A 16,539-nucleotide genomic window follows, 5' to 3' on the forward strand; every position below is an offset into this window, starting at 1 on the left:
TTGAAAATTACTTCGTATTGTCCACTTTTCCATATTGCCCTCCGCCACCAGCAGTTAGAGGCAAAGTACCGAGTCTTGCATGCATAATCATATCAGCTAATTCGGGCTTCACTACCCTACTTAACTCTTCTAACGGCACATTATGTAAAATATTCATTTCCGTACCAAAATAGTCTAATAATTTATGCAATGTTTTCGGACCCAATCCAGGTAAAAAGTCTAAAGGAACCTGATGTATATATGCAGGTCTATTTGGACCAGTTTCCATCGTGGATAGCTCCTTGATCCTCTCCGATACCCCTTTTGTAAATTGAGTCGATCCACATTGAGGGCAGATCTCCCCGGTCTTTGGTTCAAAGCATTTTGCACATGTTGTTTGATAATATTTTCCAAGATAAGGATTTAACCCATAATTAGCTACAATTTCATTTCCATCCACAGAATGCAATGATTTTTGCAACGCTGAAAAAGTAGGCGACTCTAATTTCATCACTTGATATTCGCGGGCAATTTTCCCTAAGGAATGTGCATCTGAATTGCTTACAAAGGTATAACGATGCAATTCATGGATATGGTCGGCCATTTCTGTATTGGAGCTTAATCCTAGTTCAATTCCATCTATTAAATCTGGGTCCAAAATCTCTGTTAATGATTTTTCTACTCCTTTACCGTATAAGCTTTTAAATGGTGTAAATACATGAGCAGGGATAAATAGCCCTCCTAATGATTTAATCATCTTTTGCAGTGTTTGTGCATTTTCATGAATTCTTTGTGTACTTAACTGCACATTTTTTACCTTTGTTTGATACCACATAGAGAACTTCTTTATTGCATCTAATGTTGGGAAATATCCAAGAACATGGATTGGCCCCTTACAATTCTCATCATTAACCTCAATTTCAACTCCTGGTATAAGCGTGACCGTTTCTTGAAATCGGAATCCGCCCTCTTCCAATTCGCGTAAATCTCCAGAAAAAAGTAAGTCCTCTATTTCCGCAATTACTTCTGGAGAATGGCAGTCTATTACACCAATAATATCCAATCCTTTCGGGAATTTCGCCGCCTTTAATATATTGGTTAAAGTTAACGATTTGGAGGCAGTAATTTTTACCGGTTTACCGGTTTTTGTTCTGCCAATATGGATATGAAGATCTACAAAATAGTTATTCATTTTCCTTCAACGCCTCTTTTAATTGCAAATATTGAATAGCATATGCTGTTTTGGCATCATAGATTTTCTGTTCCTGGATTAATTGAACTGCTTCATCCAACGTAACTTCTAACAGCTCGACAAATTCGTCCTCATCTGCACTTTTCGGATTTTCTACTTTCTTTAGCCCCTTAGCAAAATAGAGATGGATAAGCTCATCCGCAAAGCCTGGGGACGTATAAAAGGAATTAATAAGCTGTAGCTCATCACAAGCATAGCCCGTTTCCTCCTCCAGTTCTCGTACAGCGGTTATTTCCGGTTTTTCCCCGGGCTCTAATTTTCCAGCTGGAATTTCCACTAAAGCTCTATCCATTGGCTTACGAAATTGCTCGACTAATATTATTTTATTTTCAGGAGTCATCGCTAATATTGCAACAGCACCAGGATGCTTAATAATTTCCCGCTTCGCCAACTTCCCATTTGGCAGCTCTACCTCATCTACCTGCAAGCGAACAACTCTTCCATTAAATATTACCTCTGATTTCACTGTATTTTCCTCAAATTTATGCATCATTAACTCTCCTTGTTCTATTCCATGTATTACTATTCATACATTTTATCAAATAAGAAAGACGAAAAGCGAATGTTTAACAGATTGGAGGTTTTAACTTGAAAATATATGTACATTCAAAAGGGATTACATTAAGTGGAAAGGCATGGGAAATTAGAGAACAGCTAAAGCAATATGGCAAGGACTTTTTCTATGTGATGGAGTGGATTAAATCTGCAAATCGAAGCTTATGATTTGGGAAACCTAGATGTTTTTCGATAAAATAAAGAAAAAACGAAAGGAACTATCATATGAAGAAAAACAGACTAGGTAAATCAGATTTATATGTTTCTGCACTCGGACTAGGTTGCATGTCTCTAGGAACTAATGAAAAACAGGCACAGGAAATAATAGAAACGGCTTTAGAAGAAGGAATTAATTATTTCGATACAGCTGATTTATATGATTTTGGTGAGAATGAAAAAATAGTTGGAAAATCATTAAAACCTTACCGTAGCCAAATTGTACTTGCAACGAAGGTTGGAAATCGTTGGAATCAAGATCAATCCGGTTGGAGCTGGGATCCCTCCAAAAAATATATAAAGGAAGCTGTAAAGGATAGCCTTAGGAGATTGCAGACAGATTATATTGATGTCTATCAGCTACATGGGGGCACGATCGAAGACAATATCGAAGAATCGATCGAAGCATTTGAAGATTTAAAATCAGAAGGAGTTATTCGATACTATGGTATTTCTTCCATTCGTCCGAATGTTATTCGCGAATATGTTGATAGATCCTCGATTATAAGCATTATGATGCAATATAGTCTCTTGGACAGAAGGCCGGAGGAATTGTTCCCCCTCTTAAAAGAACATCAAATTAGTGTTGTGACAAGAGGGCCAGTAGCTAAAGGACTTCTCACTGAAAATTGGCGGAACAAACTATCTGTAAACGGATACTTAGATTACACATCACAAGAACTTGATCAATTGCTTTCAGGAATCAAAGAAAAATTAACTTCCAATACAAGATCTATGACAGAATTGGCAATACAGTTTAATCTTGCCAATGAACCTGTAACTTCAGTCGTTGCCGGAGCCAGTTCAGTGAAACAATTAAAGGCTAATGCTAAAGCAGCTAATGCTACTCCCCTCACCCAAGAGGAACATACTCTTCTTCAATCGTTATCAAGGAATAGTTTATACAAGGAACATCGTAACTAAGGAATGCACAGCATAGAGCTGTGCTTTTTTTCATAAAGTTTTCAACAAATTCAAGAATTTTTCAACATTACTATACAAAAATCTCCAATCTTTATCATCTGTTTTTTATTCTGTTAAAAATATTTTTTTACTAGCCACCATATTAACACAATATTTTGACAAAATATCATTAAAAGCGAGAAGATTCTTTCCAATTTCATTGTGTTTGCTTTGTTTTTTAAATTTTTCGACAACGACAAAATATTTAGGATTGAGTCATTACTTTTCAGATATACTCATATTTGCAGGTAGACAAATAGTAATGGTTAAAAGGAATGACTTTTCTTCAGACAAAGGCAAACCTATTGAAAAGTAGGGACGCAAAGTCACAGGTCTAATGTTTTCTAACGATGACGGCTGGACTACCTGAAATACACAAAACGTATTTTAGGAGGAAAAAATGGGAAGCAATATGATGGTAAATTACAAAGAGCTGGATCAAGAATGGGTTAATTTAATATTGGAAGCACTGGACAATGGAATTACCGTTCAAGAAATTAGAAAGTATTTTTCAGAAAAAGCAATGGAGGTAGATGTTTTCTAAAAAAGAACTGTTCTTCTTCTCAGATTAAAAGCATTTTCGTAAATTTTTACCTTCTTCACTCCTAAACCTTTTTACTTATTTCACAAAAATAAACGGCTAATATGTTCTAAATATGGAACATCTCCTTCGTTATATGTTATAATATTTCGAAGGATGGTGAACAAAATGATCGGACAGCGCATTAAAAATTTACGTCTACAAAAGCAATTATCCTTATCAGAGCTTGCTGAAAAAGCAGGTGTTGCAAAATCCTATTTAAGTTCCATCGAACGAAATATCCAATCGAATCCTTCTGTTCAGTTTCTGGAGAAGATTTCTTCCGTACTTGGTGTAACAGTCAATTCTTTGCTTCATGATGAAGCAGATGATGCAGAAGTTACAGAGTTGGATTCCGAATGGGAAAAGCTTGTGCTTGAAGCAATGAATTCAGGTATTTCCAAAAATGAGTTTCGTGAATTCCTGGAATTTAATAAATGGAAACTTAATAAAAAATAAAACATTCACTCGGGCGTTTAGAGTGAATGTTTTTTATTATTATTCTATTGTTTAATCATTTACCTTCATTTTTTTCTTATTCCAATAGAGCGTAATAATAATGGAGATGATAAGAAAATAGCTTCCATAAATACCTAAAGATAGATATTTATTTTGCTCAAATAAACTTCCTGCAAGCGTTGAGATAACAATATTGGGAAGCTTTCCAATAATAGTTGCTGTAAAAAAAGCTATAAAAGAAACCATGCTGATTCCACTTAATACATTTAATAAAGGGGATGGTACTATGGGTACTAAACGAAGAAATAAAATACCAAGAAATGCATTCTTTTCGAAATAAATCTCATATTCCTTTGCCTTCGGATATTTGCTAATCATTTTCTGTGCCCATTGCTGAAAGCCGTATCGTGCCATTAAAAACATAATAGATGTACCAAGCATTACACCTACTATCGAGATTAGTATACCTTCCCACAATCCAAACACAGATCCAATTAATCCTGCAACAAGCGGATAAGGCATAACGGGGAAAAAGACTAGAATGGCGACGAAAAGGATACTAATAAGATAGGCTATAGGTTCTCCAGAATGTATCACCTGCAAAACCGCCGCTTTTTGCGTAAAAGCAATTACAATGATAATAATCGCCATTAAGATAGTCATTAATTGTTTCATAATTATAATTACCTCTTATTTTAATATAAAATACGTATCCTAATAGAATACGTATTACTATGTTTGTTTTATTTTAGCTATTATTTTCCTTTTAAACAAGTATAATGAACCTCCTCCAAGAATCATCATTATACCTCCTGCCACTAGATTAGTACCTGTATTTTGCATGAAATTCTTATCTGCAGGCAATAAGCCTCCAAGCGTTCCTTCTACATATAATTTGATGGTAAATTCACATTTTAACCCTTGATATTCATTACCTAAATCATTGGGGAAATCTACCTGGAAGTTCAGAGTCTCCTTATCTGCTTTTGCCAGCTTGCGATATTCTAGCCTATCGAAATTAGCTAATTTCCCGCTATATAATGAGCCGTCTTTATCGCTCACCTTCAACTTAAGAGCGTTAAATAATTGCTTTGAACCTGAACGTAATTGGATGGAAGCGGTATATTTAAAATCCTGCTTCCCCTTGTTTTCCACTATCAAATCTCGTTTGGCCCAATCCCCTGGCTTTATATTATCAATATCGAACAATACCTTATGCGGTGAGGTCGCAATATTGATTTCATTTGTATCCGATGCTGCTATAACATTTGCAGAAGTATTAAAGAAGAAAAACACTAAGAATATGATCGGTAAACATATTGTTTTTTTCATTTCATTTCCATCCCCATATCAATATAAAAGATGGGTTTCCCCATCTTTATGTTATTAAGCTGATTTTTCAATTGAATCCTGTGAATTTTTCACTTTATTGTCTATTTGCGAGATTGCTCTCCAGATGGTAATGATGGAATAGGAAAGCAATAGTATTCCAGGCAATATTAAAAGAAGCGCGCTTCCGTTTTTTGTTTGGGTAAAGTTAATGAAATAGCCTAAATAAGGAATGGTAAATCCAGTATACTGTGCAATAACATTTTGCGAAAGGACTGGATCTAGATCAGCTGTTTTGTTATTGTCACCTTTTGTTCGATACAGCACTTGATTACCGCTTTTATCAACCTGGACGATTCTGTGCGTAATTATCGTCTTTTCATCCGCTTTGAAGGTAATAACATCTCCTTTTTGGAAGCGGGTCATATCTCCTCCGGGCTTCACTGCGATGACGGATCCTGTTTTAAAGGTTGGTTCCATTGAACCCGAAAGAACAGTCTTTAGCTCATAGCCTAGAAATTTAGGCTCTCCGCCCGATGCTTTAGAAGAGATTACTACAAAAAGCATGAAGATAAGTGCAAGAAATAAAACTATGGAAATTATGTTGCTTATCCATTTCACTATTTTGAAAGATTTCATTCATTTCCACCATCCTTGTTTGTATTCTGAGTGCCTTCATTAATTTGGTTCCCATTATTATCTACAGCTTGAGGTGCCGTGGTTTCTTTCGAAGGTCCATCCTTTCCATCGCTGTTTTGATTGTCTTCCGACTTTGTATTTTCTTGGTCGCTTTGTTTATTCTCGGTAGTTGTTTGTGAGCTTGGTTCAGTTTGAGGAGAATCTGCATTTTGATCAGAATCCTCTTCCGTCTTCTTATCTGAATCATTGCTTTGATTATCACAAACAACAGAAATCATTTCGCTCCAAACCTCACCTTGTTCTGTATCTGCTTTGAATTTATAGTTTCCAGGTTTCTCCGCACTATAGGAAAGACTTTCTGATCCATTAGATGCTAGAACAGAGATAGAACCCTCTCCTACCTTCGCCCCATCTTTTGGATCGCCATCATCAGTATAGTAGACTTCATAGCTGGATCCATCCTTCATATCTTCACCAGAATTGCTGACATCTACGTTAATATTGGTTGAAGAACAGCTCTTAATGGTTTGATCCTTCACAATGAAGGAGAGTGGGTTATCCTCTGAATCGGAATCAGGTGTTTCTTTCGCCCAAGTGCCTGCTTGAATATAGCCCATAACATCTGAAGTACTGGTGAAATAGGCACCGGTATTAGAAGATAAGTAATTTCCGGTGAATATGATAATATACCAAATGGCTATTATCTTTATAAATATCATTAATTTCTTATTTTTCCTTCTAAATTTCTTTAGGCGCGAGGTTCTGATTGGGATTACCTCCTTTTTAAGTCTTTGAATAACTTATAAATATTCCTTTAGCCAGCCATTAAATATTTTTATTATTCTTCCGATTAATGACTCGTTAAAAGAATAATTGAATAGAAGAGAAGGTGGTAATCCCACCTTCCTAATTATTATTTGCTTTGTCCAGCAGTTTGTTTAGCATCAAAAGTCCAAGTCAACTTAAGTTGATCGCCTTGAAATTTATTTTGGTCCTTACCAGTTTCCTTAAAAGTAAATCTTACACTAAAGCTATCGGCATCTCCTGCTTTTAACCCAGGATTTTCTCCACCAAGAATCCAACCAAGTAAATCTCTATCTGTTACATCTTTTGATGATGATAGTTTATCTAAAGTAGTTTCATGAACTATTTCTGTTTTTTTATCTTTATTTACTAAAAATGCAACATTGATGTATTTTCCAAAGTCATCTCCAGCATTGTCACCTTTAGCATCTATAACTTGATAGCTGGAAGATAACAATACTTTTGAAATATCCAATGATCCATCATTTTTCAATGTAAACTCGCGATCCATCCAGTCCCCAGGTTTAATATCCTTTACATCAATTATTGCAGTGGATGGTCCTGTTAAATTTAGAGTACCAGCTGCGAAAGTACTAGCATTAGTCTCTACATCATTGAAATACGCATATGTACCTCCCCCAATTAATGACAATCCTAGTGCAGCTGATGCTACCCCCATACCTAATTTCTTTTTAAGACTCATTTCTTTTCCTCCTCTTTCTTCCCTTTATTTTTTTGAACCCTTATGTATTCATAAGGAATTGCAAACCATTTCGATTCGTTCTTTTTAACTATTGCTTTTGTTCGTTTTAACGAATCAACAATTTGAGTATAGGCCAAACAGATTATTTTGAAAAATGTTAAAAAAGCTGATTTTTTCGTTAAAACGAACACTAATCACTAATTATCTCGTTATATCTTCCTTATTCTTACTTTTTTACGATTTTATAAAGAACGATTTGTTTCTTATAATGAACATAAAAATAATAGATTTGAGGAGAGAGAATGATCGGAGATCGAATCAAAGCATTGCGCATTAGTAAAGGTTACTCTATAACAAAGCTGGCAGAGCTGGCTGGAGTTTCAAAATCGTATTTAAGCTATATCGAACGCGATATGCGAAATAACCCATCTCTTGAATTTCTTTGTAAAATTGCAAAACCTCTTAATACGAATATAGAGTTTTTATTAAATGCTGAGAGTTCTACAGAACATAATGAATATATCGATGAGGAATGGAGGACCCTTCTTAGTCAAGCTATTGAAAAGGGCTTAAACAAAGATGATTTTCAAGCGTTGCAAGAATTTATCCAGTTTAGAAATTGGGTAAGTAGGAGGGAGGTATAATAGCAACTTAAGATAGATATCTTGCGTAAAAATAAATATAAAATAAAAAACAAGTGTTCACTTACACTTGTTTTAATTTAGGCATTCTTTTGCCAACAAAAACAACAACGTTTATGCAAAGAGACTCTATTTAAACTTTTTCCAGTCCATTGAGCTTTTATTTAATAATTCCTCAAAGGACATATTTTTCTCCTTCAGCCTTCTTTCTTCTCTCTTTCTTTCCTCTGCTTCTAGCTTTTGCTTTTCTTCTTCCTGTATTAATGCCGATTGAGCTTGTTTCAGTTTTAATAAGATATCATTATTTAATGAGTCTTGTAATGTCAATTTTTCATTTGTTTCTTCCCGTTTGCCCGTTTTGCGCTTTTGATTTGCTTTTGCCATTTTTTCTGTCTCCTCGTTTATAAAAATGAAGAAAGGAGAATAGGTCTATATCCTATCCTCCTTCCATTTTACTATAGAAGCTTAATAAGCATCTACTATTACATCCTCTGGAATGATTAAATTTGGTTCAGTAGAAGAAACAATATCCTCTACGGTATACCCTTTAGCTACTTCTTTCAAAACCAATCCCTCAGGCAATACATCGATTACAGCACGATCCGTTATGATTCTGTTTACAACGCCCTTGCCTGTTAAAGGCAGACTGCACTCTTTAAGAATTTTCGCTTCCCCATTCTTATTGACATGATCCATTATTACAATGATTTTTTGGGCACCATGAACTAGATCCATTGCTCCGCCCATACCCTTTATCATTTTCCCTGGAATCATCCAGTTGGCAAGGTCTCCAGATTCCGATACTTCCATTCCCCCAAGTATCGCAACATTAACATGCCCTCCGCGAATCATGGCAAAGGATTCAGCGCTGTCAAAATATGCCGAACCAGGTATGGCTGTTACGGTTTCCTTCCCTGCATTGATTAAATCTGCATCGATTTCATCCTCTGATGGATATGGACCAATGCCAAGCAAGCCGTTTTCCGATTGTAAAACAACTTGTTTATTATCGGAAATATAATTTGCCACTAGTGTTGGCATTCCAATTCCCAAATTCACATAATTACCGTCTTCAATTTCCTTTTCTGCTCTTATCGCTATTTTTTCACGAACTGAACCTTTATCTGCTGACATCATTCTCTCTCCCTTCCACCATGAGATTATTTGCTGATGGTTCTTCTTTCAATGCGTTTTTCCTGATCCCCTTGTATGATCCGTTGAACGTATATGCTTGGAGTATGGATAAAATTCGGATCTAATTCACCAATTTCATACAACTCCTCTACCTCTGCAATGGTCACCTTCCCGGCAGCGGCAATCATTGGGTTAAAATTCCGAGCAGTTTTGTTGTATACTAAATTCCCCATTTTATCGCCTTTCCAAGCACGGACCAAACTGAAATCTGCTGTTAAGGCTTCTTCCAGAACAAATTCCTTCCCGTTAAATATTCTTGTCTCTTTCCCCTCAGCGATCGGTGTTCCTACGCCTGCAGGAGTATAGAATGCTGGAATACCTGCTCCGCCGGCACGTATTTTTTCTGCAAGTGTTCCCTGCGGCGTTAATTCTACTTCCAGCTCTCCAGCTAATACCTGACGTTCAAATTCTTTATTTTCACCAACATAGGAGCCAATCATTTTCTTAATCTGTTTATGTTGCAACAGTGGTCCTAGTCCCCAATCATCTACTCCACAGTTATTGGAGATGACGGTTAAATCCTTCACACCTTTTTCCACCAAGGCTAGAATTAGGTTCTCAGGAATTCCGCAGAGTCCAAATCCGCCAACCATCAATGTCGCTCCATCATGAATATCCGCTACTGCTTTTTGAAAGGATGTATATACCTGTTTCAAACTCTCCCTCTCCCTTCTATTTCTATCAATCCGTTAAACTACTTTCCCATTATGCCAGCTCGACTATGGTAGCAACCCCTTGACCACCGCCGATGCAAAGAGTGGCCAATCCTGTCTTTGCTTGTCTTTTTTGCATTTCGTGAATCAAAGTAACTAGAATTCTAGCCCCGCTAGCCCCTATTGGATGTCCCAGTGCAATGGCGCCACCATTTACATTCAGAATCTCTTTGTTAAATTTCAATTCTCTATCCACTGCAATGGACTGTGCCGCAAATGCTTCATTTGCTTCAATAAGCTCCATATCTGCTAGAGACATTTCTGCTTTTTCTAAGGCTTTCTTCACCGCCGTTACTGGTCCAATTCCCATTACACTTGGGTCTACACCTGCATTGGCATTTGATTTAATCGTTACGAGCGGTTTAATCCCCAGTTCATCTGCCTTTTGCTTCGACATGACTACAACAGCGGCTGCTCCGTCGTTAATTCCAGATGCATTTCCGGCCGTTACAGACCCATCCTTTTTAAAGGCAGGACGTAATGTACTCAATTTTTCTGCTGTTGTTCCTTTTTTAGGATATTCATCGGTATCAAAAAGAAGAGGTTCTCCTTTTCTTTGCGGAATTTCAACAGGGACAATTTCGTCTTTGAATCTTCCCGCTTCGATCGCCTGTGCTGCCTTTGCTTGACTAATGGCTGCAAACTGATCCTGTTCGTCGCGGGAAATTTTGTAGCGGTCACAAAGATTTTCCGCTGTGATACCCATGTGATAATCATTGAACGCACACCATAATCCATCTTGAATCATGCTGTCTATTAGTTTTTGATCCCCCATTTTAAATCCGTCACGAGCATTATTCAGCAAATAAGGTGCCTGACTCATGTTTTCCATTCCACCTGCCACAATAATATCCGCATCTCCGGCTACGATTGCTTGCGTCGCTAGGTGAACCGCCTTTAATCCGGATCCGCATACTTTATTAATGGTCATGGAAGAAACACTTTCCGGAACCCCCGCCTTAATAGCTGCTTGGCGTGCTGGATTTTGTCCTAACCCCGCCTGCAAAACATTTCCCATAATTACCTCATCTATTTGCTCCGCCTTAACCCCTGCTCTTTCAATCGCATGTTTAATAACTAGCCCACCTAACTCAGGAGCTGAAATATTTTTTAAAGAACCATTGAATCCTCCAATCGCAGTACGCACTGCACTTACAATAACAACCTCTCGTTTTTCCATCTTTTTTACCTCCTCGATGATTTCAAGCTTTTGTAATCGCTATCATTACCTCTCTTTTACTTTTTTCGATAAAAATTTTAAATTTCCTGCTGAAAAATGAAATGATTGTTTGTCTATATGTACCTTCCGATGTATAGTACAATACTACCAGAGATGTATTTCTTTCATGAACGATCTTTTTTATAATGGTAGAAGTGAAACCTTTTCATTTAATATTCGTATTGGAGTTAAAGCTGCTCTAGATTGGAGTCGATTAAATATGAATTCATTTTTTTCCTTTATCACACGGACGCTTGTTGCTGTACCTGCTACCGTCCTTATTTGGCTAATCAGTTTTCTGGGGTTTAAGCAAACGTTTATGCTCTCTTCTGTTACTGCCATATTAGGTGGAGCGATCTTATACTTTGCGGTTAAGTGGATAAGCATAAGTAAGTATTTGAAAAAACAGCAGCTTTCCCGAAAAGAATTTGCTTATATCGTCAAAAATCTTAAGGAAGCGAAGAAAAAAATCGGGAGAATGCAAAGAGTGTTTTTTCATGTTCGAAATATTGGTGCGTTTAAGCAAATGCTTGATCTAATTCGACTTGTCAAAAGAATTTACGCCATTATCAGAAAAGAACCTCGGAGATTTTATCAGGCGGAAAAATTCTTTTTCTATCATTTAGATTCTATTGTGGAATTGTCCGAAAAATACGCGTTTTTAGCTGCACAGCCTGTAAAAAATAACGAGCTGCTCTTTTCCTTAAAGGATACACGCAATACTTTAAAGGAATTAAAAAGCACGATAGAGAATGATTTATATGATGTGCTCTCAAAAGATATAGATCATCTTGAGTTTGAATTAAATGTAGCAAAGCATACATTACAAACACCTAAGGACCCGCTTCTAGACGATGACGAAAGGAGATCGGCAAAATGAGTGATGCAAAGGAAAGTCTATGGCAAGAAGATATTAGTGATGGATTAGAGGATTTATTGTCCAATCCATTTGGCGAAAAGGAAATTATTATCCAGGATTCACCTGTTACAAGTAACACAGAAAAGCCACAAAGACTAATTGATGTGTTACCGGAAGAAAATCGCCAGAAAGCAAGACAATTGGCCGAGCAAATTGATCCAAAAAATCATCAAGCCATTATTATGTATGGAACACAAGCACAATCGAAGCTTTTAAACTTTTCCCACACAATGCTCGATCATGTGCAAAAAAAGGATATTGGCGAGATTGGTGAAATATTAGCCGATTTAATGAAAAAATTTGAGCAGGTTAATCCCGAGGAATTAGCTCCTGAAAAGAAAGGACTTTTTTCCAGGATGTTTGGCAAAATTTCCAGCTCCGTACAGGAGGTCTTGTCAAAGTACCAAAAAACAGGCGCACAGATTGATCGTATCAGCGTAAAATTAGAGCTCTCCAAAAAAACATTGCTGTCCGATATTCAAATGCTGGAGCAGCTATACGAGAAAAACAAAGACTATTTCCATGCCTTAAATATTTATATTGCTGCGGGCGAATTAAAGGTAGAGGAATTGTACACGAAAACGATCCCAGAACTAAAGAAAAAAGCAGAGGCTACCGGAGATCAAATGGCTTTTCAGGATGTCAATGATATGATGCAGTTTGCAGATCGCTTGGAGAAACGTCTGCATGACTTAAAGCTAAGCCGCCAAATTACGATTCAAAGCGCGCCGCAAATAAGGCTTATTCAAAATACCAATCAGGCATTAGCGGAGAAAATACAATCTTCTATTATGACCGCTATCCCTCTTTGGAAAAATCAAATAGCGATTGCCTTAACCCTTATTCGGCAACGAAGTGCAGTGGAAGCACAGAAACAGGTTTCGAAAACAACAAATGACTTGCTGCTTAAAAACGCAGAGATGCTAAAATCCAATACAATTGAATCTGCTCGTGAAAACGAACGTGGTCTAGTGGATATCGAAACATTGAAGAAAACTCAAGAAAATCTTGTTTCTACCCTTGAGGAAACCCTTCGTATTCAGCAGGAAGGCCGAGCAAAGCGCTATCAAGCCGAGCAAGAGCTTATTACGATGGAAAATGAATTAAAGCAAAAATTGTTAAATTTAAAATCATAAGTTTCAAGTAAGCAATGTCACCATTTATGGCATTGCTTTTTTTCTTTGATTCTAAAAAAGTCACATTATTATTGCAATTCCGTCTCCCCTATTTTTACAATAGTAATATGGGCAAAGGAGGAGAAATGAAAATGGTTTTACCAACAAAAGCTACCATTATCGAGGTTGGTCCCCGTGATGGTCTACAAAATGAAAAAAATTTTGTTCCAACTGAGGTCAAGAAAAAGTTTATTCAGCAACTAAAATCTGCAGGGCTGACGGAAATGGAACTAACCTCATTTGTGTCCCCGAAATGGGTGCCACAAATGCAGGATGCTGCTGAAATTGTACTAGCTAATTCTACGGGGGAACACCGCAATATTGTACTTGCTCCTAACCGGAAGGGAGTCGATCTCGCATTAGAGTCAGGCTGTAAGGCAATTGCAGTTTTTGTCGGGGTCAGTAACAGCTTTAATAAGAAAAATATAAATAAGTCAACCCGCGAGAGTATGGACGAGCTGAAGCCTATCATTGCGGAACTTAAAACAAACAAAATATTCGTTCGAGCATGCATTTCCACTTCTTTTTATTGTCCGTTTGAAGGCAAAATGGCGGAGGAGGATACGATTGCATTATGTGAGGAATTTGCTTCGGCAGGCGTTGATGAATTGAGTGTTGCAGATACAATCGGGATGGCTGCCCCTACCGAGTCTTTTTCGCTTTTTACAAAATTAAAAGAGCATCTTCCTGAGCTTCTCTTAACGGCTCATTTTCATGATACAAGGAAAATGGCTCTTGCTAACATATATGCAGCCCTTCAAGCAGGGATTGACCGCTTCGATACTTCTGCGGGAGGGCTTGGGGGATGCCCATTCGCTCCGGGGGCTACCGGAAATGTTGCGACCGAGGATGTCGTTTTTATGCTGGAGAGAATGGGCATTGAAACAGGTATTCATTTAGATCAGCTAGTCAAAGCCATTGATTTGATTGCCCCTTCCATCTCTCGAAAAATAGAGACAGGATACTATCTGTTGGCAAAAACGAATAATGTCTGAATAGTTTCTATCCGTTATGCTCAATTTAATGATATCGTCTACTTTAAGGAGGTATCATAAGGATGACAAAACAGCGTGAAAAAGGCTATAGCCAAAAAGGAAAACCTTCTGCCGACACTACAAAGAACGTTCTAGCTGCAGAGGAATTAGATAAAGCGATTCACCCGACGAATAGACAGAACTCTGAGCAATGATGCTGTAATGAATGCTGACCAAGTATGTGATGTCCTTCATTTGTTTGATGAAGGACATTTTCCTTTTAATTTGCCACGACTTGTCCTTCATTCGCTGGATGAAAGACATTTTTCCGTTGATTTTGCCGTATTTTGTCCTTCATTCGCTGGATGAAAGACATTTTCCCTTTGATTTTGCCGTATTTTGTCCTTCATTCGCTGGATGAAAGACATTTTTCCGTTGATTTTGCCGTATTTTGTCCTTCATGCGCTGGATGAAAGACATTTCTCCTTTGATTTTGCCGTATTTTGTCCTTCATTCGCTGGATGAAAGACATTTTCCCTTTGATTTTGCCGTATTTTGTCCTTCATTCGCTGGATGAAAGACATTTTCCCTTTGATTTTGCCGTATTTTGTCCTTCATTCGCTGGATGAAAGACATTTTTCCGTTGATTTTGCCGTGTTTTGTCCTTCATTCCGCAAATGGAAGGACATTTTTGATAAAGGTCATATCTTGTTTTATCCCTCATTTCTTTGAACATCCCTCATATGGTAAAATAAAGAAAACGAATTCACGGAGATGGTTATATGAAGAAAGCTCTTTCTATTTTAGGAGGTACTGCTCTTCTTACGGCTGGCTTGGGCTTCTATATATCACAACGAATATTGTACATAATGAAAAAAGACGAAAATCTTATATTGGACCGTGAACTTAAAGCAAAACGAATCGATCCTACCCTCTATGAGGATTTACCTAAACAGGAGGTGTGGATTAACTCACCTTTTGGATATCTTATTAAGGCGATTGTTATACGACCTTATCCCGAGCACAAAAGATTCATGATATTTTCACACGGAGTCACGGAAAACAAAACGAATTCCATCAAATATATGAATATTTTTCTCAAGAGAGGCTTTAATGCCATCATTTATGATCATCGCCGCCATGGGGAATCGGAAGGCAAAACGACAAGCTATGGCTTTTATGAAAAGGATGATTTAAAAGCTGTAGTGAATTATTTGGTTTCGACTGAAGGAGAAGATGTCTACTTTGGGATTCACGGTGAATCGATGGGAGCAGCTACAACCTTGCTTTATGCTGGGATGGTAGAAGACCGGGCAGATTTTTATATTGTGGACTGCCCCTTTTCCGATTTCCGCGAGCAATTAGCCTATTTATTTTCAAAAGAAATGAAGCTCCCGGGAAAATGGTTCTTACCGCTTGCCGACCTTTTTGTACGGCTGCGGGGCGGATATCCACTTAAAATGGTCTCTCCCATTTCCGTTGTCGATCGCATTCAAAAACCTGTGTTATTTATCCATAGTGAAAAGGATGACTATATCCTGCCGGAAATGACAAAAGCTCTTTACGCCAGAAAAAAGGATCGGAAAATGTTTTTTATGGCCTCTAACGGTGGGCATGCTCAATCCTTTAATGAAAACATGGAAGAATATGAACAGGTCATTGATGAATTTTTGAGTACTTATATGCTGAATGAAACCTCCCCTATTCTTTGAAGTAGGCTGCTTTCGTATAGATCATTTCTTTTCGTATTTTATTTAATTCTTATAATAGACATCATCGTAATTCTTAATTAAACTGTTCGAAAACTAATATGATTCTTTGCCTTCAAAAAACAACAAAGTTTAAGAAAAGATCCTTTAAAACGATTGCATTTTTATCGTTTTCTATATACCATCTAATAAGATATGTTATTTTTAGAAAGGGTGGTTACATATGGAAAAAGTACAAATTAAAGTGAATGACAATGGTTCCTATCGTATTAGTGGGGATGTTGAACTAATCGATGCAGAAGGAAATATCTTTGAAACAAAGCCTGCCTTTTCCTTATGCCGTTGCGGTTTATCCCATAATAAACCTTTCTGTGACGGTTCTCATAAAGGAAATTTTGAATCCGTTGTCCGTGCGCCAAAAAGTGATGAAGAAAAATAAAGAAAATCCCGTATCCTATAGGATGCGGGATTTTCTTTATTTTTTGGACATTGATTAAAAAGTAATTATATTGCTCA

At 37.3% G+C, this 16,539-nt stretch carries 23 protein-coding genes and 1 riboswitch; of the genes, 11 read left to right on the forward strand and 12 right to left on the reverse strand.

The window, feature by feature from the left end; translation table 11 throughout:
* Positions 1 to 7: 7 nt before the first annotated feature.
* Both KHA87_RS08655 and KHA87_RS08660 read right to left on the reverse strand, forming a co-directional pair.
* Positions 8 to 1,171, reverse strand: coding sequence for an endonuclease Q family protein (locus KHA87_RS08655; RefSeq protein ID WP_213093671.1), 1,164 nt, complete (start codon positions 1,169 to 1,171; stop codon positions 8 to 10).
* Complete coding sequence (locus tag KHA87_RS08660) at positions 1,164 to 1,721, reverse strand: NUDIX hydrolase (protein ID WP_213093672.1); 558 nt, start codon at positions 1,719 to 1,721, stop codon at positions 1,164 to 1,166. Before KHA87_RS08660 ends, KHA87_RS08655 begins: the two co-directional genes overlap by 8 nt.
* A 98-nt stretch (positions 1,722 to 1,819) precedes the next feature.
* Between KHA87_RS08660 and mciZ the strand changes: the two genes are divergently transcribed.
* From mciZ to KHA87_RS08680, 4 genes are all read left to right on the forward strand, one after another.
* Complete coding sequence (gene mciZ, locus KHA87_RS08665; protein WP_213093673.1) at positions 1,820 to 1,954, forward strand: Z-ring formation inhibitor MciZ; 135 nt, start codon at positions 1,820 to 1,822, stop codon at positions 1,952 to 1,954.
* A 57-nt stretch (positions 1,955 to 2,011) separates the two neighbouring features.
* Complete coding sequence (locus KHA87_RS08670; protein WP_213093674.1) at positions 2,012 to 2,926, forward strand: aldo/keto reductase; 915 nt, start codon at positions 2,012 to 2,014, stop codon at positions 2,924 to 2,926.
* A 324-nt stretch (positions 2,927 to 3,250) separates the two neighbouring features.
* A riboswitch (cyclic di-GMP riboswitch) is annotated at positions 3,251 to 3,335 on the forward strand.
* 30 nt (positions 3,336 to 3,365) lie between these two features.
* Positions 3,366 to 3,509: an anti-repressor SinI family protein gene (locus KHA87_RS08675; protein WP_481748340.1), complete on the forward strand. Its 144-nt coding sequence runs from the start codon at positions 3,366 to 3,368 to the stop codon at positions 3,507 to 3,509.
* Between the two features lie 165 nt (positions 3,510 to 3,674).
* On the forward strand, positions 3,675 to 4,004 hold the full coding sequence (locus KHA87_RS08680) for a helix-turn-helix domain-containing protein (RefSeq protein ID WP_213093675.1): 330 nt from the start codon (positions 3,675 to 3,677) through the stop codon (positions 4,002 to 4,004).
* Between the two features lie 51 nt (positions 4,005 to 4,055).
* Here KHA87_RS08680 and KHA87_RS08685 read toward each other — a convergent pair whose 3' ends face one another.
* The 5 genes from KHA87_RS08685 to KHA87_RS08705 all read right to left on the reverse strand — a co-directional run bounded on the left by KHA87_RS08685 (position 4,056) and on the right by KHA87_RS08705 (position 7,479).
* Positions 4,056 to 4,679, reverse strand: a complete 624-nt coding sequence (locus tag KHA87_RS08685; protein WP_213093676.1) for a TVP38/TMEM64 family protein — start codon at positions 4,677 to 4,679, stop codon at positions 4,056 to 4,058.
* A gap of 57 nt (positions 4,680 to 4,736) precedes the next feature.
* A complete protein-coding gene (locus KHA87_RS08690; protein ID WP_213093677.1) occupies positions 4,737 to 5,336 on the reverse strand; it encodes a TasA family protein in 600 nt (199 codons plus the stop codon).
* Positions 5,337 to 5,390: 54 nt separating this feature from the next.
* Entirely contained in the window at positions 5,391 to 5,972 is a 582-nt protein-coding gene (gene sipW / locus KHA87_RS08695) for a signal peptidase I SipW (RefSeq protein WP_213093678.1), read from the reverse strand.
* A complete protein-coding gene (tapA, locus tag KHA87_RS08700) occupies positions 5,969 to 6,769 on the reverse strand; it encodes an amyloid fiber anchoring/assembly protein TapA (RefSeq protein WP_349305580.1) in 801 nt (266 codons plus the stop codon). Before tapA ends, sipW begins: the two co-directional genes overlap by 4 nt.
* 116 nt (positions 6,770 to 6,885) lie before the next feature.
* Positions 6,886 to 7,479 carry a CalY family protein gene (locus KHA87_RS08705; RefSeq protein WP_213093679.1) on the reverse strand — a complete coding sequence of 198 codons (594 nt, stop codon included), beginning with the start codon at positions 7,477 to 7,479 and terminating at the stop codon, positions 6,886 to 6,888.
* Between the two features lie 302 nt (positions 7,480 to 7,781).
* On the opposite strand from KHA87_RS08705, the gene KHA87_RS08710 reads away from it, so the two are divergent.
* Positions 7,782 to 8,123, forward strand: a complete 342-nt coding sequence (locus tag KHA87_RS08710; protein ID WP_213093680.1) for a helix-turn-helix domain-containing protein — start codon at positions 7,782 to 7,784, stop codon at positions 8,121 to 8,123.
* Between the two features lie 126 nt (positions 8,124 to 8,249).
* On the opposite strand, the gene KHA87_RS08715 is transcribed toward KHA87_RS08710, so the two are convergent.
* The 4 genes from KHA87_RS08715 to KHA87_RS08730 all read right to left on the reverse strand — a co-directional run bounded on the left by KHA87_RS08715 (position 8,250) and on the right by KHA87_RS08730 (position 11,207).
* Entirely contained in the window at positions 8,250 to 8,504 is a 255-nt protein-coding gene (locus KHA87_RS08715) for a YqkE family protein (RefSeq protein WP_213093681.1), read from the reverse strand.
* Positions 8,505 to 8,585: 81 nt separating this feature from the next.
* Entirely contained in the window at positions 8,586 to 9,254 is a 669-nt protein-coding gene (locus KHA87_RS08720; protein ID WP_213093682.1) for a CoA transferase subunit B, read from the reverse strand.
* 26 nt (positions 9,255 to 9,280) lie between these two features.
* A complete protein-coding gene (locus KHA87_RS08725) occupies positions 9,281 to 9,970 on the reverse strand; it encodes a CoA transferase subunit A (protein ID WP_213093683.1) in 690 nt (229 codons plus the stop codon).
* A gap of 49 nt (positions 9,971 to 10,019) precedes the next feature.
* Complete coding sequence (locus tag KHA87_RS08730; protein ID WP_213093684.1) at positions 10,020 to 11,207, reverse strand: acetyl-CoA C-acetyltransferase; 1,188 nt, start codon at positions 11,205 to 11,207, stop codon at positions 10,020 to 10,022.
* A 166-nt stretch (positions 11,208 to 11,373) separates the two neighbouring features.
* On the opposite strand from KHA87_RS08730, the gene KHA87_RS08735 reads away from it, so the two are divergent.
* From KHA87_RS08735 to KHA87_RS22400, 4 genes are all read left to right on the forward strand, one after another.
* The gene (locus KHA87_RS08735) at positions 11,374 to 12,126 is read left to right on the forward strand and encodes a 5-bromo-4-chloroindolyl phosphate hydrolysis family protein (RefSeq protein WP_249310230.1); all 753 of its coding nucleotides are present in this window, start codon (positions 11,374 to 11,376) and stop codon (positions 12,124 to 12,126) included.
* Positions 12,123 to 13,301, forward strand: a complete 1,179-nt coding sequence (locus tag KHA87_RS08740) for a toxic anion resistance protein (RefSeq protein ID WP_213093685.1) — start codon at positions 12,123 to 12,125, stop codon at positions 13,299 to 13,301. The genes KHA87_RS08735 and KHA87_RS08740 overlap by 4 nt, the downstream gene beginning before the upstream one ends.
* A gap of 125 nt (positions 13,302 to 13,426) precedes the next feature.
* Positions 13,427 to 14,335: a hydroxymethylglutaryl-CoA lyase gene (locus tag KHA87_RS08745; RefSeq protein WP_213093686.1), complete on the forward strand. Its 909-nt coding sequence runs from the start codon at positions 13,427 to 13,429 to the stop codon at positions 14,333 to 14,335.
* A gap of 62 nt (positions 14,336 to 14,397) precedes the next feature.
* The gene (locus KHA87_RS22400; protein WP_283249423.1) at positions 14,398 to 14,529 is read left to right on the forward strand and encodes a hypothetical protein; all 132 of its coding nucleotides are present in this window, start codon (positions 14,398 to 14,400) and stop codon (positions 14,527 to 14,529) included.
* Between the two features lie 347 nt (positions 14,530 to 14,876).
* On the opposite strand, the gene KHA87_RS08750 is transcribed toward KHA87_RS22400, so the two are convergent.
* Positions 14,877 to 15,038, reverse strand: a complete 162-nt coding sequence (locus KHA87_RS08750; protein WP_213093687.1) for a hypothetical protein — start codon at positions 15,036 to 15,038, stop codon at positions 14,877 to 14,879.
* Between the two features lie 58 nt (positions 15,039 to 15,096).
* Here KHA87_RS08750 and KHA87_RS08755 point away from each other — a divergent pair, with 58 nt between their 5' ends.
* Both KHA87_RS08755 and KHA87_RS08760 read left to right on the forward strand, forming a co-directional pair.
* Positions 15,097 to 16,026, forward strand: coding sequence for an alpha/beta hydrolase (locus tag KHA87_RS08755; protein ID WP_213093688.1), 930 nt, complete (start codon positions 15,097 to 15,099; stop codon positions 16,024 to 16,026).
* Positions 16,027 to 16,246: 220 nt separating this feature from the next.
* Positions 16,247 to 16,462, forward strand: coding sequence for a CDGSH iron-sulfur domain-containing protein (locus KHA87_RS08760; RefSeq protein ID WP_213093689.1), 216 nt, complete (start codon positions 16,247 to 16,249; stop codon positions 16,460 to 16,462).
* Positions 16,463 to 16,539: the final 77 nt, after the last annotated feature.

The organism is Bacillus sp. FJAT-49736 (genome assembly GCF_018343615.1).
In the GTDB taxonomy this organism is placed as follows: domain Bacteria; phylum Bacillota; class Bacilli; order Bacillales; family Bacillaceae_C; genus Margalitia.